28 protein-coding genes are annotated in these 26620 nt (G+C 31.1%); 15 read left to right on the top strand and 13 right to left on the bottom strand.

Annotation, left to right across the window (positions count from 1 at the left end; genetic code table 11):
- The first annotated feature begins 5 nt into the window (after window positions 1–5).
- Together JM82_RS10840 and JM82_RS10835 are read left to right on the top strand one after the other, a co-directional pair.
- Window positions 6–740 carry a LytR/AlgR family response regulator transcription factor gene (locus JM82_RS10840; RefSeq protein WP_145003543.1) on the top strand — a complete coding sequence of 245 codons (735 nt, stop codon included), beginning with the start codon at window positions 6–8 and terminating at the stop codon, window positions 738–740.
- A 61-nt stretch (window positions 741–801) separates the two neighbouring features.
- Entirely contained in the window at window positions 802–1317 is a 516-nt protein-coding gene (locus JM82_RS10835; protein WP_145003540.1) for a gamma carbonic anhydrase family protein, read from the top strand.
- Window positions 1318–1404: 87 nt separating this feature from the next.
- Here JM82_RS10835 and JM82_RS10830 read toward each other — a convergent pair whose 3' ends face one another.
- The 3 genes from JM82_RS10830 to JM82_RS10820 form a co-directional block, all read right to left on the bottom strand.
- Window positions 1405–1770: a GTPase gene (locus JM82_RS10830; protein ID WP_145003537.1), complete on the bottom strand. Its 366-nt coding sequence runs from the start codon at window positions 1768–1770 to the stop codon at window positions 1405–1407.
- 30 nt (window positions 1771–1800) lie between these two features.
- Complete coding sequence (locus JM82_RS10825) at window positions 1801–2025, bottom strand: hypothetical protein (protein WP_145003533.1); 225 nt, start codon at window positions 2023–2025, stop codon at window positions 1801–1803.
- Between the two features lie 71 nt (window positions 2026–2096).
- Window positions 2097–2891 carry a DUF2797 domain-containing protein gene (locus JM82_RS10820; RefSeq protein WP_145003530.1) on the bottom strand — a complete coding sequence of 265 codons (795 nt, stop codon included), beginning with the start codon at window positions 2889–2891 and terminating at the stop codon, window positions 2097–2099.
- A gap of 42 nt (window positions 2892–2933) precedes the next feature.
- Here JM82_RS10820 and JM82_RS10815 point away from each other — a divergent pair, with 42 nt between their 5' ends.
- Together JM82_RS10815 and JM82_RS10810 are read left to right on the top strand one after the other, a co-directional pair.
- Window positions 2934–4448 (top strand): GH3 auxin-responsive promoter family protein, encoded by a 1515-nt coding sequence (locus JM82_RS10815; protein WP_145003527.1) that lies wholly within the window; start codon window positions 2934–2936, stop codon window positions 4446–4448.
- Between the two features lie 288 nt (window positions 4449–4736).
- The gene (locus tag JM82_RS10810) at window positions 4737–5333 is read left to right on the top strand and encodes a hypothetical protein (protein ID WP_145003524.1); all 597 of its coding nucleotides are present in this window, start codon (window positions 4737–4739) and stop codon (window positions 5331–5333) included.
- Window positions 5334–5411: 78 nt separating this feature from the next.
- Here the strand turns inward: JM82_RS10810 and clpX are convergent, their stop codons facing one another.
- The 6 genes from clpX to JM82_RS10780 all read right to left on the bottom strand — a co-directional run bounded on the left by clpX (window position 5412) and on the right by JM82_RS10780 (window position 10865).
- Complete coding sequence (gene clpX / locus JM82_RS10805; RefSeq protein ID WP_099568831.1) at window positions 5412–6644, bottom strand: ATP-dependent Clp protease ATP-binding subunit ClpX; 1233 nt, start codon at window positions 6642–6644, stop codon at window positions 5412–5414.
- An 85-nt stretch (window positions 6645–6729) separates the two neighbouring features.
- On the bottom strand, window positions 6730–7404 hold the full coding sequence (gene clpP, locus JM82_RS10800) for an ATP-dependent Clp endopeptidase proteolytic subunit ClpP (protein ID WP_145003521.1): 675 nt from the start codon (window positions 7402–7404) through the stop codon (window positions 6730–6732).
- A gap of 140 nt (window positions 7405–7544) precedes the next feature.
- Window positions 7545–8873, bottom strand: coding sequence for a trigger factor (tig, locus tag JM82_RS10795; RefSeq protein ID WP_145003518.1), 1329 nt, complete (start codon window positions 8871–8873; stop codon window positions 7545–7547).
- Window positions 8874–9005: 132 nt separating this feature from the next.
- A complete protein-coding gene (locus JM82_RS10790; protein ID WP_145003515.1) occupies window positions 9006–9359 on the bottom strand; it encodes a phage holin family protein in 354 nt (117 codons plus the stop codon).
- Window positions 9360–9383: 24 nt separating this feature from the next.
- Window positions 9384–10145 (bottom strand): alpha/beta fold hydrolase, encoded by a 762-nt coding sequence (locus tag JM82_RS10785; RefSeq protein WP_145003512.1) that lies wholly within the window; start codon window positions 10143–10145, stop codon window positions 9384–9386.
- A 6-nt stretch (window positions 10146–10151) separates the two neighbouring features.
- Window positions 10152–10865 (bottom strand): pyridoxine 5'-phosphate synthase, encoded by a 714-nt coding sequence (locus tag JM82_RS10780; protein ID WP_145003509.1) that lies wholly within the window; start codon window positions 10863–10865, stop codon window positions 10152–10154.
- A 92-nt stretch (window positions 10866–10957) separates the two neighbouring features.
- Here JM82_RS10780 and JM82_RS10775 point away from each other — a divergent pair, with 92 nt between their 5' ends.
- From JM82_RS10775 to JM82_RS10735, 9 genes are all read left to right on the top strand, one after another.
- Window positions 10958–11617, top strand: a complete 660-nt coding sequence (locus tag JM82_RS10775) for a CBS domain-containing protein (RefSeq protein ID WP_145003505.1) — start codon at window positions 10958–10960, stop codon at window positions 11615–11617.
- Between the two features lie 2 nt (window positions 11618–11619).
- A complete protein-coding gene (locus tag JM82_RS10770) occupies window positions 11620–12489 on the top strand; it encodes an NAD kinase (RefSeq protein ID WP_145003502.1) in 870 nt (289 codons plus the stop codon).
- A 98-nt stretch (window positions 12490–12587) separates the two neighbouring features.
- Complete coding sequence (locus JM82_RS10765) at window positions 12588–13277, top strand: DUF6089 family protein (RefSeq protein ID WP_145003499.1); 690 nt, start codon at window positions 12588–12590, stop codon at window positions 13275–13277.
- Window positions 13278–13284: 7 nt separating this feature from the next.
- Window positions 13285–14019: an isoprenyl transferase gene (locus JM82_RS10760; protein ID WP_145006747.1), complete on the top strand. Its 735-nt coding sequence runs from the start codon at window positions 13285–13287 to the stop codon at window positions 14017–14019.
- Window positions 14020–14029: 10 nt separating this feature from the next.
- Window positions 14030–16606: an outer membrane protein assembly factor gene (locus JM82_RS10755; RefSeq protein ID WP_261375356.1), complete on the top strand. Its 2577-nt coding sequence runs from the start codon at window positions 14030–14032 to the stop codon at window positions 16604–16606.
- A 232-nt stretch (window positions 16607–16838) separates the two neighbouring features.
- Window positions 16839–17852, top strand: a complete 1014-nt coding sequence (locus tag JM82_RS10750; protein WP_145003493.1) for an OmpH family outer membrane protein — start codon at window positions 16839–16841, stop codon at window positions 17850–17852.
- A 42-nt stretch (window positions 17853–17894) separates the two neighbouring features.
- The gene (locus JM82_RS10745; RefSeq protein ID WP_145003490.1) at window positions 17895–18404 is read left to right on the top strand and encodes an OmpH family outer membrane protein; all 510 of its coding nucleotides are present in this window, start codon (window positions 17895–17897) and stop codon (window positions 18402–18404) included.
- A gap of 63 nt (window positions 18405–18467) precedes the next feature.
- Window positions 18468–19247, top strand: coding sequence for a glutamate racemase (gene murI, locus JM82_RS10740; RefSeq protein ID WP_145003487.1), 780 nt, complete (start codon window positions 18468–18470; stop codon window positions 19245–19247).
- A gap of 139 nt (window positions 19248–19386) precedes the next feature.
- On the top strand, window positions 19387–19803 hold the full coding sequence (locus JM82_RS10735) for a hypothetical protein (protein WP_145003484.1): 417 nt from the start codon (window positions 19387–19389) through the stop codon (window positions 19801–19803).
- A gap of 337 nt (window positions 19804–20140) precedes the next feature.
- Here JM82_RS10735 and rpsU read toward each other — a convergent pair whose 3' ends face one another.
- From rpsU to JM82_RS10715, 4 genes are all read right to left on the bottom strand, one after another.
- The gene (rpsU, locus tag JM82_RS10730) at window positions 20141–20335 is read right to left on the bottom strand and encodes a 30S ribosomal protein S21 (protein WP_028283445.1); all 195 of its coding nucleotides are present in this window, start codon (window positions 20333–20335) and stop codon (window positions 20141–20143) included.
- 102 nt (window positions 20336–20437) lie between these two features.
- A complete protein-coding gene (locus tag JM82_RS10725; protein ID WP_145003481.1) occupies window positions 20438–21301 on the bottom strand; it encodes an RNA polymerase sigma factor RpoD/SigA in 864 nt (287 codons plus the stop codon).
- A gap of 158 nt (window positions 21302–21459) precedes the next feature.
- Window positions 21460–24126 (bottom strand): AsmA-like C-terminal region-containing protein, encoded by a 2667-nt coding sequence (locus tag JM82_RS10720; RefSeq protein WP_145003477.1) that lies wholly within the window; start codon window positions 24124–24126, stop codon window positions 21460–21462.
- A gap of 91 nt (window positions 24127–24217) precedes the next feature.
- Window positions 24218–24922, bottom strand: coding sequence for a queuosine precursor transporter (locus tag JM82_RS10715; protein WP_145003474.1), 705 nt, complete (start codon window positions 24920–24922; stop codon window positions 24218–24220).
- 72 nt (window positions 24923–24994) lie between these two features.
- Here JM82_RS10715 and folK point away from each other — a divergent pair, with 72 nt between their 5' ends.
- On the top strand, window positions 24995–26131 hold the full coding sequence (gene folK, locus JM82_RS10710; protein WP_145003471.1) for a 2-amino-4-hydroxy-6-hydroxymethyldihydropteridine diphosphokinase: 1137 nt from the start codon (window positions 24995–24997) through the stop codon (window positions 26129–26131).
- Complete coding sequence (locus JM82_RS10705; protein WP_145003468.1) at window positions 26118–26600, top strand: GyrI-like domain-containing protein; 483 nt, start codon at window positions 26118–26120, stop codon at window positions 26598–26600. Before folK ends, JM82_RS10705 begins: the two co-directional genes overlap by 14 nt.
- Window positions 26601–26620 lie beyond the last annotated feature (20 nt).

The following is a 26620-nucleotide window of genomic DNA, read 5'->3' as shown; positions in this document are numbered from 1 at the left end:
AGTATATGAAACTAAACGCAATATTAGTAGAAGACGAAGCACAAAGTAGAGCCATATTAAAAAACTACTTAACTAAATACTGTCCAAAAGTTAATATAATTGGCGAGGCAGAAAACATAAACGAAGCCTTAGAGTTAATACGCACCTTAGATTTAGACCTAGTGTTTTTAGATGTAGAGATGCCATATGGTAACGCATTTGATTTATTAGACAAAGTTGGTGATCGTGATTTCGAAACCATTTTTGTAACCGCATATAACAATTACGCAATGGATGCCCTAAATGCACACGCATCTTATTATTTAATGAAACCAATAGATATTGACGAGCTCATTAAAGCAGTTGACTATGTATCCGAAATTAAGTTAAAAGAAGACGCATTACAAGACCAAGTATTAATACCTAAAACCAATAATGTAGCAGGTAAAATAACCATACCACAGCAAGACGGTTTTGAGGTGTTAAATACTAAAGATATTTTGTATTGTAAAGCAGATGATAATTATACTGAGATCTATTTAAACAACAATAAAAAGAAAGTAGTCAGTAAGACACTAAAATATTTTGAAGACGCTTTAACACCATCAGGATTTGCTCGTGTACACAAAAGCTACCTAATTAATGTAAGCGAAGTCGTTAAATACGTTAAAGGAAAAGGAGGAAGTGTTATACTTAGTAACGGACAAGAAATTATGGTGTCTGCTTCAAAAAAATCAGATTTATTATCTTACTTTAAATAACCCAATACCTCTATTCGGAAGTTTTAGAGAAACTAGCAAAAAATTTAAAAATAAACAACACATGCCAATAATAAAACCAGTAAATGGTAAAGCACCACAAATTACAGCAGACTGTTACATAGCAGAAAACGCTACCATAGTAGGAGATGTTCAAATAGGCAAACAATGCAGCATTTGGTTTAATGCAGTGCTACGTGGTGACGTAAATTATATAAAATTAGGAGACAAAGTCAATGTCCAAGATGGAGCAGTCGTACATTGTACCTATCAAAAATACCCAACCATAATAGGTAATAATGTATCCATTGGTCACAATGCTATAGTCCATGGATGCACAATTCACGACAACGTGTTAATTGGTATGGGAAGCATCGTAATGGATAATTGCGTAGTAGAAAGTAACAGCATTGTAGCAGCAGGAGCTGTCGTAACCCAAAATACAATAGTCCAATCAGGAAGCATTTATGCAGGTGTGCCAGCAAAAAAAGTGAAAGACATTAGCGAAGAGTTAATACATGGCGAAATAAATCGTATTGCCGATAATTACGTTAAATACTCAGGCTGGTTTAAAGAGTAATTTTTGGGCGTTACCACAAGGGTCGCGTCATCCATTATATCTTTTTTTGCCATATATGGCAGCAAAAAAAGGATGTCATTACTACCGCTAACGCAACCTATCGCAAGACTTAGACTCAATGGTAAGAATTAGTTCTTCCACAGATGTTAAGGACGCAATAGCTTTGCTTGACAAAAAGGGTTGTAACGTGTTATTGGTTTTGGATAATATAATTGGATAACTAAAATTTTTAGCTTTAAATTTTGCTTCAAACGCATCACTATGTAAAAATTCAATATCTAAAGGAGTTCTGTTTCTAAAATCTTTCCAAATTGTGTTTTCTGTAAAGGTATTAAACGTTAAAGCGCATAAATTACAAGCGTAAGTTTTAGGGCTAAATAATTTATGCGCAATATCTAGTGCTAGGTTTTTAAAACCTGATTTGGCATTATAAACAAATACTAGTGTAGTCATATACACTAAGTCGTAAAACAATTAAAATAATTACTTTCTGTAATTAAAAGGTTTGTCTTCGTAAAAATGTTCAAATGTTTTATCCGTAAAGTAATGGTCTTTTAATACCTTGTAAACCATAATAGCAACAAATACTTGACCAATAACAGTTAGGTAAAAGACCCAACTAAAAGACATATTCATTGCTACCATAATGGTAACAGTAATTAACAACAAGGTGGTAATAGCCACCCAAAACATTGCAGGCGTTTTCATAATTTTTTATTTACAATTTACTAAAAACTAGAGAGATATGTTTTATGCGACTCGTTAATTTATTTATAAAATTAAGTAATACTAATGTTTACAACCAAACCTTCATTACTTCTAATATTACAAACGGTATTATCTTCAAAAATTAAATATTGTCCTTTGATACCTTTTAAAACACCTGTGTAATGTGGTGTCTTTGTAAAATTTAAAGACTTTGGTTTTGTTGGATATTGTAATACCGGAAATTCAATATTAGTTTCCTGATTGTCTTCAATAAAATATTGTTTTGCTTCATCAGGAATATACTGTTTTAGCTTATCACGCCATTCAATTAAATTTTCATCCTTAATATCATTTTTAAGCATGGTACGCCAATTAGTTTTATCACCAACATAATCCTTCAAAGCAACCTCTGTAATTCCAGCTAGATACCTGTTAGGGACTTCAACAATCTCAATAGCTTCATGTGCACCTTGATCAATCCAACGCGTTGGGACTTGACCTTTTCTGGTAACACCAACTTTTACACTGCTAGAATTGGCCAAATAGACAATGTGTGGTTGTAGTTGTACTTGCTTTTCATAGGCTAAATCGCGCTCTTCAATATCCAAATGGGCTTGACTTAACTCGGGTTTCATGATCCAATCTGCTGCTTGCGGAATCTCAAAAAAGCAACTTTTGCAAAAACCTTGACGGTAAATAGGCTTATCTAAATGGCAATTTAGACACTCGTATTTTACAAAACTAAACGTTAAGGTTTTGTCTAATAATTGGTTAATATTAATAAAGTCATTTTTAAAAACCATATAGTAATTTATAGGTTTAGAAAACTCGGTTTGCATTTTTGTCAACACACCTTGGTAGGTCATAAAAAAAAGTATTATTTTTAAAACTTAAAGATACAAATAACTATGCCAATTCCTCTTGTTAATTCTATTGCTTCATGGTTTTTGAAGAAGCGTTTTCATCAAATAGAGTTGTTTTTAAAGTATCCAAATGAGGTGCAGCAAGAGCTATTATTTAGTTTACTAGATATTGCTAAAGACACTGAGGTTGGTAAAAAGCACGAATTTGCTTCAATAAAAAACTATGCAACCTTTGCGGATCGTGTACCTATATCTACTTACGAGGATTTACAGGATAGTATTGAACGCTCAAGACAAGGTGTAAATAATATTTTTTGGCCAAAACCAATCAAGTGGTTTGCAAAATCTAGCGGAACAACTAGTGCTAAAAGTAAGTTTATTCCTGTTAGTTTTGACAGTCTAGAGGATTGTCATTATGCAGCAAGTAAAGACCTATTATGTATGTACCTTAATAATAATGAAGATTCGCAATTATTTACGGGTAAAAGCTTAAGGTTGGGAGGTAGTAAAGAACTGTACAAAGAAAACGGAACAGCATTTGGAGATTTAAGCGCTATTTTAATAGATAATATGCCTTTCTGGGCAGAGTTTAGTAGTACACCAAGTAGTAAGGTTAGTTTAATGAGTGATTGGGAAACCAAAATGGCTGCTATAGTTAATGAGACTATAAACGAGAATGTTACCAGTCTTGCAGGTGTACCAAGTTGGATGTTAGTTTTACTTAATAACGTATTGGATAAAACTGATAAAACAAGTTTATTTGACGTTTGGCCTAACCTAGAAGTGTATTTTCATGGAGGTGTAAGCTTTAATCCGTATATCGAGCAATATCGAAATATACTACCAAAAAAAGATTTTAAATATTACGAAATTTATAATGCATCGGAAGGGTTTTTTGCAATCCAAGATCAAAATTACTCTGGAGATTTATTGTTAATGTTAGACTATGGTATTTTTTACGAGTTTATCCCAATGGATACATTTGGGACTAAAGACCAAAAAGTAATACCATTAAGTGAGGTACAACTTAATAAAAACTATGCAGTTGTAATTACAACTAATGCTGGGCTTTGGCGTTATATGATAGGTGATACCGTAAGGTTTGTGTCTATCAGTCCATATCGTATAAAAGTGTCAGGACGCACAAAACACCATATTAATGTTTTTGGCGAAGAGTTGATTATTGAAAACGCTGAAGATGCTTTAAAAAAAGTATGTAAAAAGACTAAGTCAGAAATTGTAGATTACACAGCAGCTCCAATATTTATGGATGGTAAAGAAAAAGGTGCGCATGAGTGGTTAATCGAGTTTAAAACGCCTCCTAAGGATATTAATTATTTTAATGAGCTGTTTGATAATGCACTTAAAAGTCTAAACTCAGACTATGAAGCTAAACGTTATAATAATATGACATTAAATAAACCAAAAATACACATAGCTAGAGAGCAGTTGTTTTATGATTGGTTAAAGCAAAATAATAAGCTTGGAGGCCAACACAAAGTCCCAAGACTATCTAATACGCGTCAATATATGGACGAGCTAATACTTTTAAATACATAGGTAATAGTTGGCGTTATGTGCTGTTCTTTTTAGCTAATGTCTATTTTGTAATTATCATAGTTTAAATAAATCAGTCTATTTATTTGGTTATCAAACAAATAAAACATATATTAGTATTGCTATTAATCTGGCTTTAAGGGAAGTCATATTGAATTTAATCAAGAAAAACCACTTTAAACGATTTGTCTAAAGTGGTTTTTATTTATTACAAAGTTAGATTATTAAAATAAATGTATAAAAAATTTGTATAATTTTAATTTAGAGTAATTAATTAAAAATCAAAACATTATGACTCTGCTAAGAAAAGTTACTTATCTATTATTAGCAATGTTGTTTTTTGCTTGTTCCTCAGAACACGAAACAAAGACAGCACCAACCGATATCATTGATAGTAATGAAATACAATCTAAATTTTTATTTAGAGAAGCTCTTAAAGATTTAGATATTAAAATTAAAAATTTTAAGAACGAAAAAAAATTAGAATTAAGTAATGACTTAATAATAGGTCAAGACAATAATGGTTTTGTTTTTAAAGATGAAAACATTAAAGAACTAATTTCTCTTCAAACTAAACGTGTGGGACTACTCACAGGTTATGATATTGTGATTTCTGAATTTGATTTACTAAAAGCTAACGATAATAATGGTTATCCAATGTTAATAGTTAAAGGCTATTGTAATCAATCAAAAGAGGTCTTAAGCGTTGGACTTGATCTTTTAAAACTTGAAAAGGGTTATAGTTATAGAGTAGAAGATCCTATATCTAGTGTAGTATGTGCAGGATGTCGACGAGGTTGTAATCCAAAACGCGATAGTAGTGGAGACGGTTATTGTACAGAGTGTAAAATATCAAATAGTAATTGCACTAAAACTGAGACCCTATAATTAAATATTAAATTTATAAGAAAAATCCACTTTAAACAACTGTCTAAAGTGGCTTTTTTTAATTGCGTAAACTATAATTTATGAGACTGCTTTTAATTTTTTAATAGTAGTCTTGCTTAATTTTTGTTCAGCGTAAGCTTTTGTTACGTTTAGTTTTTTAGTATCGCTACCAGGAAGTTCAAACATAGCGTCCGTAAGGATTTCTTCGCATAAGCTTCTTAATCCACGAGCACCAAGTTTATACTCTATAGCTTTGTCAACAATAAAGTCTAATGCACCATCAGTCATACTCAGCTCTATTTCGTCCATTTCAAACAGCTTTTTATATTGTTTGATTATGGCGTTTTTAGGCTCTGTTAAAATAGCTCTTAACGTTTTGCCGTCAAGAGGATCCATGTAAGTTAAAACAGGTAGACGTCCAATAATTTCTGGTATTAAACCAAAGTCTTTTAAGTCTTTTGGGATAATGTATTGTAATAAATTATTATGGTCTACAACATCTTCTTTTATAGAAGCGCTATATCCTACAGCTTGCATATTTAATCGTTTAGATATGACACGCTCAATACCATCAAAAGCACCACCAGCAATAAATAAAATATTTTCGGTATCGACTTCAATAAACTTTTGGTCAGGATGTTTACGACCACCTTTTGGCGGAACGTTAACTACAGTACCTTCTAAAAGTTTTAGTAAAGCTTGTTGTACACCTTCTCCTGAGACATCTCTTGTAATTGATGGATTATCGCTTTTACGTGCTATTTTATCAATTTCGTCTATAAACACAATTCCTTTTTGTGCTTTATCTAAATTGTAATCTGCAGCTTGTAATAATCGTGTTAAAATACTTTCTACATCTTCACCAACGTAACCAGCTTCTGTTAATACAGTTGCATCTACGATAGCTAAAGGTACGTTTAACATTTTTGCAATGGTTTTAGCCATTAATGTTTTACCTGTACCTGTTTGCCCAACCATTATAATGTTTGATTTTTGAATTTCAATATCATCATTAGTTGGCGGTTGTAATAAACGTTTGTAGTGGTTGTAAACTGCTACAGACATTACTTTTTTGGTATATTCTTGCCCTATAATATACTGATCTAAAAAGCTGTTTATTTTTTGCGGTTTCTTCAGCATTAATTCTGCTGAAAGATCTTTAGTGTCTTCTTCTTTAGATTCTTCAACAACAATACCATGTGCTTGCTCAATACATCTATCACAGATGTGTGCATCTAAACCAGCAATTAATAAATTGGTTTCTGGCTTTTTCCTACCACAAAACGAACATTCTAATTCTTCCTTTGCCATTTTTTTTGTTTAAAAGCCAAAGGTTAATTATAAGTTATAAATTGATTTAAAACTTATAATTAACATGACCCTTTAATTTAAATATTTAGTTACGAGCTAAAATCTCGTCAATCATTCCGTATTCCTTAGCTTTATCAGCTTTCATCCAGTAATCTCTATCACTGTCTTCGTACACTTTATCATAATCTTGTCCAGAATGCTTACTAATAATCTTATAAAGCTCTTCTTTTAGGATTAAAATTTCACGCGCAGTAATTTCTATATCACTAGCTTGACCTTGTGCACCACCTAAAGGTTGGTGGATCATTACGCGAGAGTGCGTTAAACCACTACGTTTACCTTTTTCTCCTGCACATAATAATACTGCTCCCATTGAGGCTGCCATACCTGTACAAATTGTAGCAACATCTGGTTTAATAAATTGCATGGTGTCGTAGATACCTAATCCTGCATAAACACTTCCTCCTGGAGAGTTAATGTATATTTGGATGTCTTTGTTAGCATCTGTACTTTCTAAAAATAATAATTGCGCTTGAATAATATTAGCAACTTGATCATTGATACCTGTTCCTAAAAATATAATTCTATCCATCATTAAACGCGAAAACACATCAAATATAGCAATGTTCATTTGACGCTCTTCAATAATATTAGGCGTTAAGTTAGTAGGATACATACTACTTATAATTTTGTTGTAATACGTACTACTTATACCTTGATCTTTTATAGCGAATTTTTCGAATTCTTTTCCGTAATCCATAGTCTGCTTAAATGTTATTTTAATTGAAAAAATTAGGCGCTGTTTAGTCTTGCTAAACAACGCCTAAAGATAATGATTATTTTGTTAAACCGTTCCTAATACATTCTTATCAAATTGATAAAAATATTTGGGAAGATTTATTATTTATCACCATACACTTCTTTAACAAAAGCATCATAAGACATTTCTTTAGTCTTGATGTTTGCTTTTTCTTTGTAAAGGTCCAGTAATTTTTGACTTACTACTTGCTCAGAAATACGTCTTACTTCGTCTTGGTTTCCTAATACACGTGCTGCGATGTCATCTAATTCTTTTTCAGAAGGATTTAATTGTCCAAACTGTGCCATTTGCATTTTAATCATGTTTTTGGCATTTGTTTTAACGTCTTCAAAGTCTACTTTAAGGTCGTTGTCCGACATTAATTTACCTTCGATAAGTTGGTAACGTAAGCTTTTTTCTGACTTTTCGTATTCTTCTTTAGCTGTTGCTTCATCCATTTCTTTTTCACCTGCAGATTGCATCCATTTTGTTAGGAATGCTGCTGGTAAATCAAATTTAGTGTTGTCAACTAAGTATTCTGTTACGTCGTTTAATAACTTTTGATCAGATTGTTGTACAAATTGCTTTTCTGCATCTTCTTTGATTTTAGCTTTAAGTTCTGATGCTGATTTAACTGCGTCTTTTCCAAAAAGTTTATCAAATAAATCTTGGTCTAAATCTGCTAATTCACGTCTGTTTATTTCTGTTATAGTAAAAGTAACTTCTATATCTAATCCGTGAGCATCATCGTGTTGGATTTTTAAAGCGTTCATTAATTCATGATCGTCTTCGTATAATCCTTTAGTTTTTAATGTAATTACATCACCAACTTTAGCACCAATAAATTTCTTTTCTGTTGCTTTTCCTTTAAACTTATCTAAAGTAATAGTAACTGTGTTATCTATTTCTTTTTCTTCGTTTTTAAAAGTACCAGTGATTTCGCTATCCTTTGTAACTTCCGTTTCAGGTGTGATTTTACCGTATTGTTTTTGGATACGTTCAACTTGCTCATCAATCATTTTGTCATCTGCAACGATGTTGTAATGTGTAATGGCTGTTTTGCTTTTTAAATCAACATTAAATTCTGGAGCTAGACCTAATTCAAATTCAAATGAAAAAGAATCAGATTCCCAGTTTATTTCTTCTTGCTGCTTAGGTAATGGTTGCCCTAATACATCTAATTTTTCTTCAGTTAAATATTTGTTTAATGCATCTTGAAGTAATTTGTTTACTTCATCAACTAATACTGCTTTACCGTATTGTTTTTTTACCATTCCCATTGGTACTTGACCTTTTCTAAATCCTGGGATGTTAGCTGTTTTTCTGTAGTCTACTAAGATTTTTTCAACCTTATCGTTATAATCTTCTTTAACGATTTCTACTTTTACTACAGCATTTAATGCATCAATGTTTTCTCTTGTAATATTCATTTATAAATGATATAAAGCCCTAAAAGGGCATTTAACACTAGTTTTTTTTAATTAAAAAGGTGTGCAAAAGTACTACTTTTTTATAGTATTGCAAAGTTTTTAACATGTTGTGTTACAGACTATTTTTAAGTTTTACTTAGTTTTAGTATCTGATTTTAAAAAGGATTGTAATAGGGATTGTAAAATTGATAGTAGAATACTAAATAATATGGCTGTCCAAATACTTGATACAGCAAAGCCATCAATAAATTTGTCTGCTAATAGTATTATTAAACCATTAATAACAAATAAAAATAACCCTAAGGTTAAGATGGTTATAGGAAAGGTTAGTATTACAAGTATAGGTTTGATTAATAGGTTTAAAATAGATAATACTATGGCAACAATTACTGCAGTTAGATAGCTTTCTACCACAACTCCGTTTAATATATGTGCTAAAACAAATACAGCTATAGCGTTAAGTAGTAATCTTAAAATTAAATTCATAATTTATGTTTTAGTTATTAGACCTTAATTTACAAAATTTGTTACAGCATTATAAAAATCTTCTGGGTTTTCTGCATGTAACCAATGTCCAGCATTACTGATGGTAATAATATTGGCTTCTGGAAAGTGATTTTTAATAATTGCTTGGTCTTGATTGCCTATATATTCGCTTTTATCACCTCTTAAAAACAGTGTGTCTCCTTCAAATTTAGCGTGTATTGGTAATGCCTCTCCAACTTCGGATACGTTTTCGGTTAAAACATCTAAATTCATCCTTAGTGCTAATTTTCCTTTTTCAATCCAATATAGATTTTTTAATAAAAACTGTCTTGTCCCAGAATCTGACACATAGTTTGCTAGTTGTTTGTCGGCTTGACCTCTGCTTTTTATGACATTTAAGTCTAGGCTATTCAAACCTTCTAGTATAGCGTCATGATGTATTGGGTAAAAACGTGGTGATATGTCTGCTATTATAAGTTTGCTTACAAGTTTTGGATATTGCGTTGCAAAAAGCATAGCTGTTTTTCCGCCCATGGAATGTCCTAATAATATGGCATCCTTTATATTATTAGCGTCAAAATAATGTTTTAAATCTTCAGCTAAAGCTTCATAATAAAAATTGTCGTCATGAAAACTTCTACCATGATTACGTTGGTCTACAAGATGGACTTGAAAATGCTCAGCAAATTGATTACCTAAAGTTTTCCAATTATCACTCATGCCTAAAAAGCCATGTAGTATTACAAATGGTTTTCCTTCTCCAATAATATTTGAGTGTAAGAGCATATGGATTTATTTTAGTTTATTTTTATACATGTTAACCACGTTTTCTATTCCTAAATATAAACTTTCAGAAACTAAAGCATGACCTATGGATACTTCTAGTAATCCAGGCATATTTTGTTTAAAGTATTGTATGTTATCTAAGGATAAATCATGTCCTGCATTAACACCAAGTCCTAATTTATTGGCTAGTTCGGCACATTTTGTATAAGGTAATATGGCTTCTTTGTTACCTAAACTGTATTGATGTGCAAAAGCTTCGGTATATAACTCAATTCTATCTGTTCCTGTTGCTTTGGCACCTTCTATTTGTGCTAAATCAGGATCGACAAAAATAGATGTTCTGATGCCTTTTTTCTTAAATTCAGTTATTACTTCAACTAAAAAAGCTTTGTTTTTAATGGTGTCCCAACCTGCATTACTTGTTAATGTGTCAATACTATCAGGTACTAAGGTTACTTGTGTTGGTTGTAACTCTAAAACCATATCCATAAATTTTGGGATTGGATTACCTTCAATATTATACTCGGTATAAACTACAGATTTTAAATCGTAAGCATCTTGGTATCTTATATGACGTTCGTCTGGTCTTGGATGTATAGTGACGCCTTCGGCACCAAAACGTTGTACATCTTTAGCAAATTGAACCACATTTGGTGTGTCGCCACCACGAGAATTTCTTAAAGTAGCAATCTTGTTGATATTTACGCTTAATTTTGTCATACTATTCTATAATTTAAAACACAAAAATACAAAGTATAAGAGGCTTTTTGTGCTAATTTTTAATTAATTTGCAAAACTAAAGTTTTAATAAAATGAACCTTTCAGATTACATAATAAACGATATAAAACCATTACTTAATTCTGGGTTAGTAAGCGATTTGCAATTGCTTTTTAATCAGTTGACTTATTCTCATATTCCTATAAAAAATGACGAAGGTGTGTATATGGGATGTATATCAGAGAATGATGCACATTGTTTTCAAAAAGTTGAGGTTATTTCGGATTGTGCTTATGCTACCGAAGGTTTTTTTGTTAGAGAGGATACTAATTGGTTGGATGTTTTGGAGGCTTTTGCACAAAACTCTTCCAATATAATGCCTGTTTTAAATAACAGTAATAAATATTTAGGGTATTATGAGCTTAATGATATTATTGGATTATTTAATGAAACCCCTTTTTTCTCAGAAAATGGAGCGGTTTTAATCATAGAAAAAGGATTGCCAGATTATTCGTTTAGCGAAATTAGTCAGATTGTAGAAAGTAATGATGGTAAATTATATGGTGCGTTTATTTCTAAAATAGAAAATGATATTGCACAAATAACTCTAAAAATTGGTAATGTAGGATTAAGTGAGATCATGCAAACTTTTAGACGTTACAGTTATAATATTGTATCTGGTCACGAGGAAGATAGTTACTTGGATGGCTTAAAAGAGCGCTCTGATTATCTTAATAAATACCTAAACATGTAATAATGAAAGTTGCCATATTTAGCCAATTTCAGAAAAAAAAGCCACTAGCATCTCTAGAGGTATTGTTAGATGTTTTAAATAATAAAAATATTGAAGTTAATATTGAGGATGCCTTTTATAAAGGTGTATCGTCAAAATTAAATACCGCTTATCAAACTTTTACTGCACTAGACTCTAGCTATGACTTTTTAGTAAGCATTGGTGGAGATGGTACCATATTAAGAGCCATAACATTAGTGCGAGATTTAAATATACCAATAGTGGGTGTTAATACAGGAAGATTAGGATTTTTAGCAACTATCCAATATGACCAGATTGAAGACGCTATACACGCTATTTTGAATAAAAAATATGCTATTTCAGAGCGTAGTTTGTTAACTATTGAAAGTTCTGAGGATAACGCCGAAATTAATTCTTGCAATTTTGCTTTAAATGAAATTGCTGTAAGCAGAAAAAATACCACCTCTATGATTACGGTTGAAACCGAATTAAATGGAGAATATCTTACGTCATATTGGAGTGATGGCTTAATAATTTCTACACCAACAGGATCTACAGGCTACTCATTAAGTTGTGGTGGTCCAGTAATTACACCTAATGCTGCAAGTTTAGTGTTAACACCAATTGCACCTCATAATTTAAGTGCAAGACCATTAGTTATAGACGACACTACAGTTATAACTTTAAAAGTTAATGGACGCGAAAAAAAACATTTAGTATCCTTAGATTCTAGAATAGCAACATTGTCCAATAAAACAACTATCACAATCAAAAAAGCACCATTTACTATTAAAATGATAGTTTTAAATAACGAAACTTTTCTAGATACACTCCGTAAAAAGCTACTTTGGGGTGAGGATAATAGAAACTAAACAATAATTTGTTGTTAAATCTGTTTAAAAGTGTAACTATTTCAATCAAATTGTTATAGGCTAATCTTATTTATTATATTTGCAAACTTTGAAGATTTATGAAGCAGTTAACAGTAGTAGTTTTAACATTTTTATGTATACAATTAAGTAGTGCACAAATCAACGAGTTTGGGTTGTATTTGGGTGGTTCTAATTTTATTGGAGATGTTGGTGCTACAGACTATATTGCACCTAGCCAATTAGCAATTGGTGCTATTTATAAATGGAATAGAAGTCCTAGACACTCTTATAGGATATCTTTGACCTTTACAGAATTAGAGGGAATAGATAACGACTCTGACGATCCAAGCAGACAAATTAGAGGATTTGAATTTAATAATCAGATTATAGAATTATCTGCTGGTTTAGAATTTACTTTTTTTGATTTTGATTTACATCAAGGTAATTTTGTAGCAACACCATATTTATATACAGGGTTTAGTGTAGTACAACACGATAACTTTTATTACAATAATTTAGGAGAAACACAGTCTGAGGACACACAAAGCTATGCTTGGGGAATACCAATGGTAATTGGTTTTAAAGCAGCTGTGACACCAGAGTTTGTCTTAGCTTTTGAAGTTGGAGCACGTTACACCTTCTCAGACGAGTTAGATGGAAGCGTTCCAGACGCAGGAGAACTGTCAAGCAGAAGTTTTGGGAATTTAAATAATAATGATTGGTATACTTTTACAGGCGTAACGTTAACTTACACCTTTGGAAAAAACCCATGTTACTGCGGATTTTAAAGTGAATATGCAAGACCAAATAAATAAAAAACAGTTACCAAAGCACATTGCCATAATTATGGATGGTAATGGTCGTTGGGCAAAACAAAAAGGTATGTTGCGTGCTTTTGGTCATGAAAATGGAACAAAATCTGTACGTCAAACTGTAGAGTCTTGTGCAGAATTAGGTATAAAACATTTAACATTGTACGCTTTCTCTACAGAGAATTGGAATCGTCCAAAGTTAGAAGTTGATACATTAATGAAGCTTTTAGTATCTTCATTAAAAAAAGAAATTAAAACACTTTTAGATAATAATATTAAACTAAAAGCTATTGGTAATTTAAAATCTTTACCAAAAAAAGTATATAAGGAGTTGCACGAAGTTATGGATTTAACTAAGGACAATACACACATGGATTTAACTTTAGCATTAAGCTATGGCTCTAGAGAAGAGCTGCTAAATGCTGTTAAAGAAATAAGTACTAAAGTTAAAAATAATATAATTTCTACAGAAAATATTGACGAATCGGTATTTAATGCACATCTTTACACGCAGACGTTACCAGATGTAGATTTACTTATTAGAACAAGTGGAGAGCAACGCATTAGTAACTTTTTGTTATGGCAAATAGCTTATGCAGAATTGTACTTTACACCAGTACTTTGGCCAGACTTTACAAAGCAACACTTATGTGAAGCTATTATAGAATATCAAAAAAGAGAACGACGATTTGGGAAAACCAGTGAACAAATTAGCTAAACAATTACCATTGAAAACAATTTTAAATTACACCTTGTTGGCACTGACGCTTATTAGTGCTTTATCTGTTAAAGCACAAGATTTAAGCTACGAAGACGGTAAAAAATTAATTCTAGCCGAAATTACCGTAAAAGGGAACACTAGTTTTAGTGAACAAACCATTATAACCTATTCCGGATTAAGAAAAGGTAGTGAGGTAATGATTCCTGGAGAAGAAATTAGTGACGCGATCAAAAAACTATGGAAATCTAACCTATTTAATGATATCGAAGTTTACTTGCTTAAAGTAGAAGGCGATAGTGCTTTTGTCGAAATTAGATTAACAGACCTTCCAGAACTTAATGAAGTTAAAATTACTGGTGTTAAAAAAGGTAAACACGAAACAATTCTTAAAGAAAATAAGCTTCAAAAAGGTACTAAAGTCACTGAAAACTTAGTAACTACTACAAAAAATTATTTAGAGAATAAATATAAAAAAGACGGTTTTTTAAATGCCAATGTGCAAGTAAAAACTACCGAAATTAAAAACGACTCAATTGCCAAGTCTCTTGTAAACATGGTGGTTGCTATTGATAGAGGTCAAAAAGTTAAAGTAAAAAGTATTGATTTTGAAGGTAATAGTGTTTTAAGCGATAAGAAGCTTAGAAAAGCTATGAAAAACACCAAAAAAATTAATCCTATTAGAATTTTAAAACGTTCTAAATTTATTGAAGCAGACTATAAAGAAGACTTATCTAGCTTAATCGATAGATATAAAGAGGTTGGATACAGAGATGCTAGGATAATTTCTGACTCGTTAATTATTAATGATAATAAAACTGTATCATTAAATATTAAATTAGAAGAAGGAGAAAAGTACACTTTTGGAGAGGTAACATTTATTGGTAATACAGTATACTCTGATGAGGTTTTAAAAAGAAAGCTACGTATTGAAAAAGGAGATACATATAATGGTGTACAACTTCAAAAACGAATTGCAGATAATACAAAGCCTGATGGTGATGATTTAACAAATTTATATCAAAACAATGGGTATTTGTTTTCAACAATTAATCCAGTTGAGGTTAATGCAGATGGTAATGTAATTGATATGGAAATTAGAATATCAGAGGGTAAACCTGTATATTTTGATAAGGTATCTGTAGTTGGTAACAAAAAGACTAACGATCACGTTATTTATAGAGAGATTAGAACAAGACCAGGCGAATTATATAGTAAAGAAAACGTAGTACGTACTATTAGAGAGCTAAGTCAATTAGGATTTTTTGATGCAGAACAGTTAACGCCTAACTTTAAAAATCCAAACCCAGAAGAAGGATCGATTGATATGGAATATTCTTTAGTAGAATCAGGTTCTAGTCAAATCGAACTTCAAGGAGGTTACGGTGGAGGAGGTTTTATAGGGACTTTAGGATTATCTTTTAATAACTTTTCTATTAAAGACCTTTTCAAAAAAGATGCTTATAAACCAATCCCAATGGGAGACGGTCAAAAATTAGCATTAAGACTACAAGCTAGTAGATTTTTCCAAACCTATAGTTTTTCATTCTCTGAGCCTTGGTTAGGAGGTAAAAAACCTGTACAGTTTTCAACATCATTATCGCACACAAAGCAATTTTTATATGATGCAACTACTGGAAATGCAGATAAAGACAAACGTTTTAATATTACAGGTATAACTTTTGGATTAGCAAAACGTTTATCAACACCAGATGATTTTTTCACATTATCACAAGCTGTAAGTTTTCAACATTACAATTTAAAAAACTATAATACTGGATTATTTACGTTTGGAGACGGTTACTCTAATAACTTATCTTATACATTAGGACTAAGCAGAAATAATACATTTAATGATCCTATTTTCCCAATGGGAGGATCAAGTTTTACTGCAACAGCAAAACTATCTATACCTTACTCTATGTTTAGTAGTGTGGATTATACTGCTTTAAGTGTAGAAAGAGCAGAGAACCAAGCAATTGTTAATGATGGAAATGCAAACGTTATTCTTAGAAATGAAGCTGCAGCTAGAATTAGCGAAATTGACCAAGAACGTTTTAAATGGTTGGAGTTTTATAAAATTAAATTTAAAGGAGATTGGTATACTAGATTAGTTGATAAACTAGTCCTTAGACCAAGTGTTGAATTTGGATTTTTAGGAGCTTATAATCAAGACAGAGGTGTGATTCCTTTTGAGCGTTTCTTTGTTGGAGGAGATGGACTAGGTAGTTATAGTTTAGATGGTAGGGAAGCAGTTGCATTACGTGGATATCCTAACCAAGCATTATCTTCTCAAGATGGTGGTACAATTTATAACAAATTCTCATTAGAATTAAGATACCCAATTACATTAAAGCAATCTGCTAAAATATATGCCTTAGGGTTTTTAGAAGCAGGTTCATCTTATGATAATTTTAAAGACTACAATCCGTTTACACTTAAAAGATCTGCAGGATTTGGAGTCCGAATCTTTATGCCAGCGTTTGGATTATTAGGTATAGACTTAGGTCATGGATTTGATCCTTTACCTGGTGGATCCGTTAAACATGGATGGGAAACTCACTTTATAATTGGTCAACAATTTTAATTAATAGCTTATAATCCTAATTAAATCAGTAAATAACAATCATAGTTTTTTTGTTTTTTATATTTTTGGCACGATATTTTCTAATAACCTAACAAGGATTTGATAAAAGAATTAAAATTTTTAAAATTAAAATTCGTTATTTTGAAAATACTTACTCAAAAAAACTATTCACTTAACAATGAATCAAGTTATTTTGAGTTTATAATCAAGAAATAATAAAACAAATTCCAAAATGAAAATAAAAGTTCTTATTGTATTGGTAATGCTAGCTGCAGGTTTTTCTGCTAGTGCACAGCGTGGCGTTAGGATTGGTTACATTGATACAGAATATATTTTAGAAAACATTCCAGAATATACTGAAGCTACAAGTCAATTAGAAAGCAAAGTCCAAAAATGGAAAACAGAAATAGAAGGTAAGCTTAATGATGTTAAACAAAAGCGTGAAGCGCTTAATAACGAAAAAGCCTTACTAACTAAAGAGCTGATTGACGAGCGTGAAGAAGATCTATTGTTTGAAGAAAAAGAGATTTTAGATTATCAACAAAAACGTTTTGGTCCAAATGGAGATTTAATTATCCAGAAAAGACAATTAATGCAGCCTGTTCAAGATCAAATTTTTCAAGCAGTGCAAGATATTGCTAAAGCTAAAAAGTATGATTTTGTTTTTGATAAATCAGCAGACGTAGTCATGTTATATTCTGCTGAGCGATTTGATATGAGTGAGCAAATTATCAGAACTATTTCTAGAGCATCAAAGCGTACACAAGCAAAAAATAAGGCAGAAAGAAAAGAAGCTAAAGACGAAGATGTTATAGTAGAAATAAATGATGCCCAAGAAGAACGTCAAAAGATATTAGATGATAAAAAAGCAGCAAGAGAAGCTGCGACAGAAGCAAGAAAAAAAGAAATATTAGAAGCTAGAGAAGCTAAAAAGCAAGAAGCAGCAGACAGAAGAGCTAAAATATTAGAAGATCGTGCAAAAGCAAGAGAGGATAAGCTTAATGAAAGAAATGGTAATACCGAAAGTGATACCAATGACGCTCCTGAAAATGTAAATGAAGACGAAAGCGCTAAGCAAGATCAAACTCCTAAAACAAGAGAAGAGATTTTAGAAGAAAGAAGACAACAAAAACTTGCAGATAGAGCAGCAAGAAAATTAGAGCTAGAAGCTAAAAAGAAGAAAATCTTAGAAGACCGTAATAAAGCTAAAGACGAAAAGCAGAGCGAAGACAACGAGGATAACTAAGACAACTATTAATAATTATAACACACAAATACTTTTTAAAAAATGAAACAAATTAAAACACTTTTATTTGCAGCAGCATTATTTATTGGTGCAACAAGTTTTACAAATGCTCAAACCAAAGTAGCTCATATTGATACAGGAGTCCTTGTAGAGTCTATGCCAGAAATGACTTCAGCTAGAGCTGAAATGGAAAAAATGGGTAAAACATATGAAGCAGATATCCAAGAAATGGTACAAGAATACCAAACTAAAGCTAAGCAATATGAAGCTGAAGCACCTACAAAAACTAACGAAGTAAACCAACAACGTGGTGAAGAGTTAGCACAAATGCAACAAAGTATCCGTCAGTTTCAAGCAGACTCTCAACGACAAATAGAAAAAAAGGAATTAGATTTATTAAAGCCAATTACAGAAAAAGCTAAAGCAGCTATCTTAAAAGTTGGTAAAGCACAAGGTTTTAATTACGTATTAGATTCTTCTCAAGGATCTGGAGTAATTATGGCTGCAGGTAAAGACCTTTTAAAAGACGTTCAAAAAGAATTAGGATTTTAATTAAAATCCCTTTCAAATTAAAAAAAGCTGTCTAACTTTAGACAGCTTTTTTTATTTATAATTATGAGTAAACAACCCATTGGTATTTTTGATTCTGGAGTAGGTGGAACATCCATCTGGAAAGCTATTCATGGATTACTTCCTAACGAGAATACAATTTATCTTGCAGATAGTATTAATGCACCATATGGTCCAAAAGGAAGAGAGGCTATTATAGCGCTTTCTGAGAAAAATACAGAGTATCTGCTTAATCAAAACAGTAAGTTAATTGTAGTGGCTTGTAATACAGCCACGACTAATGCTATTAAACACCTTAGACAAAAATATAAGACACCTATTATTGGTATAGAACCTGCTATAAAACCAGCTGCTTTAAATACAAAAACTAAATCCATAGGTATTTTGGCTACTAGAGGTACCTTAAGTAGTGAGTTGTTTCACAACACCTCTTTGTTGTATAGTGATGGTATTACTATTATTGAGCAAGAAGGCGAAGGTATTGTACAATTAATAGAAAGCGGTAATATCGTATCTAGTCAAATGACAGATTTGCTTAAAACGTATCTTAAACCTATGATACAAGCAAATATTGATTATCTAGTTTTAGGGTGTACACATTACCCATATTTAGTTCCTCAGCTTTTAAAACTTCTACCAAGTCATGTTAAGATTATAGATTCTGGTGCTGCAGTTGCTAGACAAACCAAAACGGTGTTGGAACAACACGGTATACTAAATCAAGTAGTTAGTAAACCTGCTTTAAAATTTTATTCTAACGGTAATCCTATTATTATGAAAGGTTTGTTAGATGGTGATTTTGAAGTTGAATTTTTAAGCTTTTGACCCAAAAAAGTCCCAAGTGTGGTTTTAACCACAGCAACATTTTGAAAAAAATGGCTTTTTCGAAGAAATGCATTGTTTTTTGAAAAATAAATTAGTTTAGAAGTTTTTTTTTGATTTGAGCAACCTAATACAAATCAATATGAAAAAATCAAAAAACCAGTTGTCAATTTTACTTTTTTTAAGTCTCTTTTGTGTCTTTACTAATTGCGAAAAGGAAGATGATTTTTTAAGTAAAGAATTAAATGAACTTAAAAATTCAAATAAGAAGCTAAACGCAGAGTTAGATTCTCTTAAAAAATTATATATAAATCCATTTAAGCAATACGAAAACATCGTTCTTGATGAAAGCAAAAATAATCCTGATTCCATAATTAATGAATATGAAAAATTAATTAAAAATCATCCTAATTCATTTTGGAAACATGAATCAGAACGAAGAATTAAAAATATTGAAAAAAGAAAAAAATATTGGACTAAAAAAAATGGTTGGAAATTAAATGACATTCCCAAAAAGCCTCTAAATGATGAACAAAGTATAAGTTGTCCTGGATGTTAAAATATCTAATCTGTCGAGACCTAACCTTAATAGGAATAATCAAGGTCGTTTTACTTGTTTACGTGGATTTGTAATCCGCGACTATAAATAATTATAACAAATAGCTTAGACGCTTACAGGTATGAGTCCGATCTCAGATTAACGATAGTAAGGGTTTAAAGTGTTTTTAAGGTTGTGTTTAAAATTTATAAATAAAACTACTAGTTGGGTTGATATAAACACGTTATAATAAGCACTACACTTCTCTAATAATATAAGATTATTACTAAATAAAAGTCAACAAAAAAACCACGACATTTAAAAATGCGTGGTTTATTTATATAAATTAAAGCTTTAATTATATATTCTCTGCGTCTCTAAGACCTTGAATATAACTAGCTTTTTGTATCTGTCTTCTGTTTTTTACAGATGGCTTAGTAAAGTATTGCTTCTCTCTTAAGTTTTGCATAACTTTTACGTTTCTGTGCTTACGTTTGTAACGTTTTAGAGCACGTTCTATATTTTCGCCTTCTTTTATTTCAATTCTTAACATATCTAAATTTTAAATCTGGTGCAAATATCTATTAAATTAAAATATAATTCAAATTAATATTGCATTTTTTTACTATTTAATATCTAAAAAAGTCTATTTAGTTTATCCTAAATAGGTTTTTAATATCTTACTCTTAGAAGTTTGACGTAAACGTCTGATTCCTTTTTCTCTAATTTGTCTTACACGCTCACGTGTTAAGTCAAATGTACGACCTATTTCGTCTAGTGTCATTGCTGGTTGATCACTTAAACCAAAGTTAAGTCTAATAACATCACTTTCTCTAGGTGTTAAAGTTTCTAAAGCTCTGTCAATCTCAGTATTTAATGACTCACGCATTAACTGCGTATCTGGATTTGGAGAGTCGTTAGAGCTAACTAAGTCATATAAGCTATAATCTTCACCTTCTTTTAAAGGTGCATCCATAGAGACATGTCTACTAGAAATCTTCATGGATTGCTTTACATCACTTATAGTTAGGTCAAGCTCTTTTGCGATTTCTGAAGCGCTAGGAGGTCTTTGATTAACTTGCTCTAGGTGAGAGGTTACTTTTCTAATTTTATTTATAGATCCAATTTTATTTAATGGTAATCTTACAATTCTAGATTGTTCTGCTAAAGCAGAAAGAATTGCTTGTCTGATCCACCAAACAGCATAAGATATAAATTTAAATCCTCTAGTTTCATCAAAACGCTTGGCAGCTTTTACAAGTCCAGCATTACCTTCATTAATTAAATCAGGTAATGTTAATCCTTGGTTTTGATATTGTTTTGCAACAGAAACTACAAAACGTAAGTTAGCAGTGGTAAGTAAATCTAAAGATTTTTGACAGCCTTCTCTAATTTTTTGAGCTAACTCGACCTCTTCCTCTGCTGTAATCATGGGAAGTTTGCTAATGTCTTGTAAGTATTTGTCTAGTGATTTAGATTCGCGGTTGGTAACTTGCTTGGTAATTTTTAATTGCCTCATTCAGTCCAAATTGTTTTAAAGTTATACGTACAATCTAACATTATTTTTGACATTTCCTAATTATTAACAATATCTTTTTAGGAAATAGCCCAAACGACTAAAATTCATTAAAAAAACATATAAAAACGACTATTAAATGTTAAAGTTTTAAAATACTACTACTTATCCTTTTTGCCAAACAAGCCTTTTATAGCATCTTTTACTTGGTCTTTAGGCTTGTCATTTGTAGTTTTGGTTGTGTCTTTTGGCGTGTTATTTCCATTTAGTATGTTTCCTAAAACATCCTTAACACCACCATTACTTTGTGTTGATGTACTGTCTTTAGGTTTGTTTCCGCCTAATATGTTACCAACAACATCGGTAAGTTTGTCTTTACCTTTATTAATAAGTTTTTGTTTTTCTATTTCAATTAATTGCGAGGTTAGGTTTTTTACACCACTTGTTAAGTCTGTAGTTACTTGTGGTTTTAAAGTGTTTCCAGAAATGGTTGCGGTCACAGGTATTTTAATATCATTTACAGCTGCATCATTTATTTTGTTTATTAAGTTGTTGACTTCTGTACCTAGATATTTTGCTGGTACATCTAATACAACTTGATAATTCATTGTGTTACTAAACGTGTGTGATCCACCAACAGTCATTTTAATATCTTTATATTTTATATCAAAAGGATTAACGCTAACCTGACCATCATTAAAGGAGAGTTTTGTTTTTAAATCTTTTAAATCTAATTTACTGAAATCTAAAAAGTTTAATTTACTTTCTAATAACGAAAACAATTGTTTGTTTTTAGGTTCTATTTTGGTTGTTAACAACTCTGCTAACGCGTTTCCTGATATCGAGTTTAAAAGTGGTGTGAAGTCTTCGCCTAATGTACCAGATAGGTTAATTGAGCTATTTAGTTTTCCTTGTAAAGCTTTAGTTATTGGAGCTAGTGCTTGTAATAAATTTAAGTCATTAAATGATTGTGCGATGTCAAAGTTTTTTGCACCAACATTCATATTAAAAGTAGGTTTTGCTGTTTTGGTGTCTATTAATCCTTCTAGACTTAAATTACCATTAAATATACTAGAGGTTACATTGTTTAATTGTGCAGTCTCATCTGCGATTTTAAGACTTCCTTTAACATCTTTTAATATTAAGTTATCATAATACACAGTTTTTGCATCTGCCATAATGGTACAATTTAAAAATGCTGGAATTTTTAAAGCAGTAGCAGGTTCTGTGCTTTGATTGATAGGTGCTTTGCTGCCTCCTTCAACCATAAAATCGCTAATTTTAAAGATATTAGACTTAACATTAAAGTTTCCTTCTAGTTTTTTATCACTTAATAAAAAGCCAAGTAAATTATTAATACTTCCAGTTGCATTTAGGTCTGATTGACCTGTTGTAGCTATAAAATTATCTAAAGTGATAGTGCCTGGATTAAAATTTATGGAAGCTTTAGAGATGTTAATTGGATTTACAATATCTGCAGATGAAAACACAAAATCCGATAGACTAACGCTTCCGTTGTTTTTAATGCGTTCATAGGCATTAGTTTCAATAGCATTCATATCAAAACTAGTATTTAGTTTTGCTTTTAAAATTCCTTTTAATTCATTTTCTAACTCAATTGGGTACGCTTTTGTTAAGTTTGCTAAGTTTAAAACACCATCTAAATTAGCATTAACTAACATGTTTTTGGTTAAATTTTTAATAGTGGCCGAACTCTTAAATTGATCTTGGTCTATTTTAAAATTTAATGTATTAATGTTAACATAAGTATCATCTACGATTCCGTTATCATTTTTAATTTCTACGTTTATATTAATGTTTTCTACACGTTTAGGTAGTTCGGCAAATTTAAAAGAGGCATTGTCTGATAGTATATTAATATCTAATGTCGGAATGGTAGTCTCAGTAGACTGACCTTTAATTATTCCATTTATTTTAAAGTTACCACTAGTATCAACATTGTCTAAGTTTTTAGCATAAGTTTTTGGTATAACAGCTAAAAAATCTTTAAACGTAGATCCTGGATTTTCAAATGAAATATCAATATCCTGACCAGCTTCTATTAACTGTACATAGCCTTTAAACTCTAATGGTAAATCATTAATTAAAGCTTTGTTTTCTTTAAAAGTATATTTACTGTTTGTTAAATCTAAATCTATTAAGGCGTCTAGTTTTAAACTGTTGTTGCTTAAAAATTCCGTGCCATCCATACTAAAGGTTACGTTGGCTTCTGTTTTAGTGTCTAATTCAGATACATCACCAGAGAAGGTTCCGTTTCCGGAATGATTTAAATTGGTAATTTTAAATATAGTATTGTTAGTTTCATCTAAATAATTAAACGCACTGTTGGATATGCTGTAGTTTTCTATATCAAAAACAAACCCATCACTACTTGAATTGTTATCTGTTGTTGGTGTGTTAGATGCTTTTGCAATATCCCAATTTACAGCACCATCTTTATTAGTCTTTAAATTTACAAATGCATTATCAATTGCTATTGAGTTGATAATTATAGGCTCTTCGCTAGCATTTTTAAAAAGCTCTTTAATAGACATGTCTAACGATAAGATTTGGACTTTAGCTAAAGTATCGTTTTCAAAAGGAGCCACATTGGATATTGTTAAATTGTCTAGAGTAACGTTAGCCTGCGGAAAGCTTCGTATAAAACTTAAGTCTACATCATCAAAAGTGACTTTGGCATTTACGCTTTCATTAATATAATTTCTAACCATATCCTTTATTTGACTCTGGAAAATAAAAGGACTTGCAATTAATAAGGCTACAAGAATTAGTAATGATATACCTGCGATTTTTAGCTTCTTTTTCATTAAATGGTGTTGTTTAATCTTTTTTCTATCTACGTATAGATTAAGTAAATAGTTGTTTAAACAAAAGTATTTAATAAAAGTTTAGCATTTGTTAAAGTAGTTGTAATTCTTCGTTTTGCTTAAGTTTAAAGCGTTTTTTAAATAAGTAAACACCCAAGTATAAAAAAGGTGTATCAAACACTGCAATTATAACTTTAAATATAAAACCGCTAATTAGTAAACCTGCAAATCGGTCCCAACTAATCTCGCCAAAAGCACATAATAAAAACAGTACAGAAAAGGTGTCAACAAACTGCGATAAAAAAGTCGAAAAGTTATTACGTAGCCATAAATGCTTGCCTTTAGTAATGCGTTTCCAAAAATGATAAATCTGGATGTCTACTAATTGTGCTAATAAATAAGCCATCATGCTAGCAAAAACAGCAATCATGGTATTACCAAATACAGTAGTAAATAGGCTATCATTAACAGGCGACCAGCTTGTTGCAGAAACAGCATTAGCGGTAAAGACTATTAATAATGAAAAAAACGAAGCAAATATTCCGCCAATAACTACTTGATTAGCACGTTTTTTACCGTAAATCTCACTTATTAAATCCGTGATTAAAAAGGTGACTGGATAAGGTAAAATGCCTACGGAAACTTCAAATAATTTTGAACCAAAAATTTCAATATCAAAAGGATACCAATAAAAAAATTTTTGAAAAATAAGATTAGATACCACTAAGGAGGTTATAAAAAGCGCACCTAGAAGTAGATAGATTTTTTGAGCAAGCAATTTGTCTTTTAAGGTCATAAAAACTTATTAACAGATTTGATAAAGATAAGCACTAAGTGAATTTCTTTTAGTTATTTTGCTGAAGAAATTATGCAGGAGATTAAAACAGTATACATAGCATTAGGAAGTAATAAAGGCGATAAGTTTAAAAACTTACAAAACGCTGTAGACGCTGTGTTTGCAGAAGTTGGGACTATTATAAGTATAGCAAAAGTGTATCAAAGTAAAGCCTTTGGGTTTGAAGGTGATGATTTTTTAAATACATGTATTGCTGTAAAAACAACGCTTAAACCTAAAAAGGTTTTAAGTGTGTTGATGCAAATTGAAAAAAAATTAGGACGTACTCCAAAGCAAACAGAAGGGTATGAGTCCAGAATAATAGATTTAGATATTATATTTTTTGAAGATGAAATTATTGAAGATAAAAATTTAATAATTCCGCATCCCGAAGCTCATAAACGTCGTTTTGTATTGGAGCCTTTACAGCTAATTGCAGGCAGTTTTATCCATCCAAAACTAAAACAATCTGTTGATGATTTGTTAGCTATTTGTGAGGATACTAATGAATTAGAACAAATTAAAATTTGGTTGAAAAACCCAAATAAACAATTTGACTTTTCTAAACATAATTATATTGCTATTGAAGGTAATATTGGAGCAGGTAAAACCAGTTTGTCCACACAAATAGCTTCCGATTTTAATGCTAAGTTAGTGTTAGAGCGTTTTGCAGATAACCCTTTCTTACCAAAATTTTATAAAGAACCGCAACGTTACGCCTTTACTTTAGAAATGTCTTTTCTTGCAGATCGTTACCAGCAAATAACAGACGACTTAGGGCAATTAGATTTGTTTAAAGATTTTATTGTAAGCGATTATGATGTTTTTAAATCTTTAATTTTTTCTAAAATCACACTGCAACCAGACGAGTTTAAGCTGTATCGTAAACTATTTTACTTGATGTACAAAGACATTGCAAAACCAGATTTGTTTGTCTATTTATACCAAAATACAGAGCGTCTTCAGGCTAATATAAAAAAACGTGGTCGTAAGTATGAAAGCGAAATTGAAGATGATTACCTGGAAAAAATTAATGCAGGTTATTTGGAGTTTTTGAAAAGTCAAACCGAATTTAATGTCAAAATTATTGACATCTCAGATAAAGATTTTGTTAAACATAGGTCAGATTATTTATGGTTATTAAAACAAATATGTAATGATGACGCCTAAAATTATAACATCCAATGCAATTTTGGTAATTGGTTTAAAAGATAACTTGACCTTTATAACCAATGCACAAGGAACTGGTGATTTAGCACGTCAGTTTATGCCAAGACTTAATCAAATCAAAAATCGTGTTAGTACTCAAAAATTATCTATTCAGATTTATCACGATTTTGATTATGCTAAAATGACTCCAAATACAACTTTTGAAAAATGGGTTGGAGTAGAGGTGTCTAATTTTGATACTGTGCCTCAAAATATGGCAACGTTAATAATAAAAAAAGGACTGTATGCTGTGTTTAATTATAAGGGTAAACCAGATGGTTTTTTTAAAGCGTGGCAATATATACATACGACTTGGTTGCCTGAGTCTGGTTACGGCTTAGACGATAGACCGCATTTTGAAAAACTTCCAAAAGATTATCATCCTTCAAATCCTGAAGTTGAAGAGCAAATCTGGGTTCCTATTATTTAATCCTTACTTGGTTAAAGTAA

It is taken from the genome of Olleya sp. Hel_I_94, from assembly GCF_007827365.1.
Classification (GTDB): Bacteria; Bacteroidota; Bacteroidia; order Flavobacteriales; family Flavobacteriaceae; genus Olleya.
Note: the sequence above shows the minus strand (reverse complement) of the source record. Positions and strands in the feature narration are given on the sequence as shown.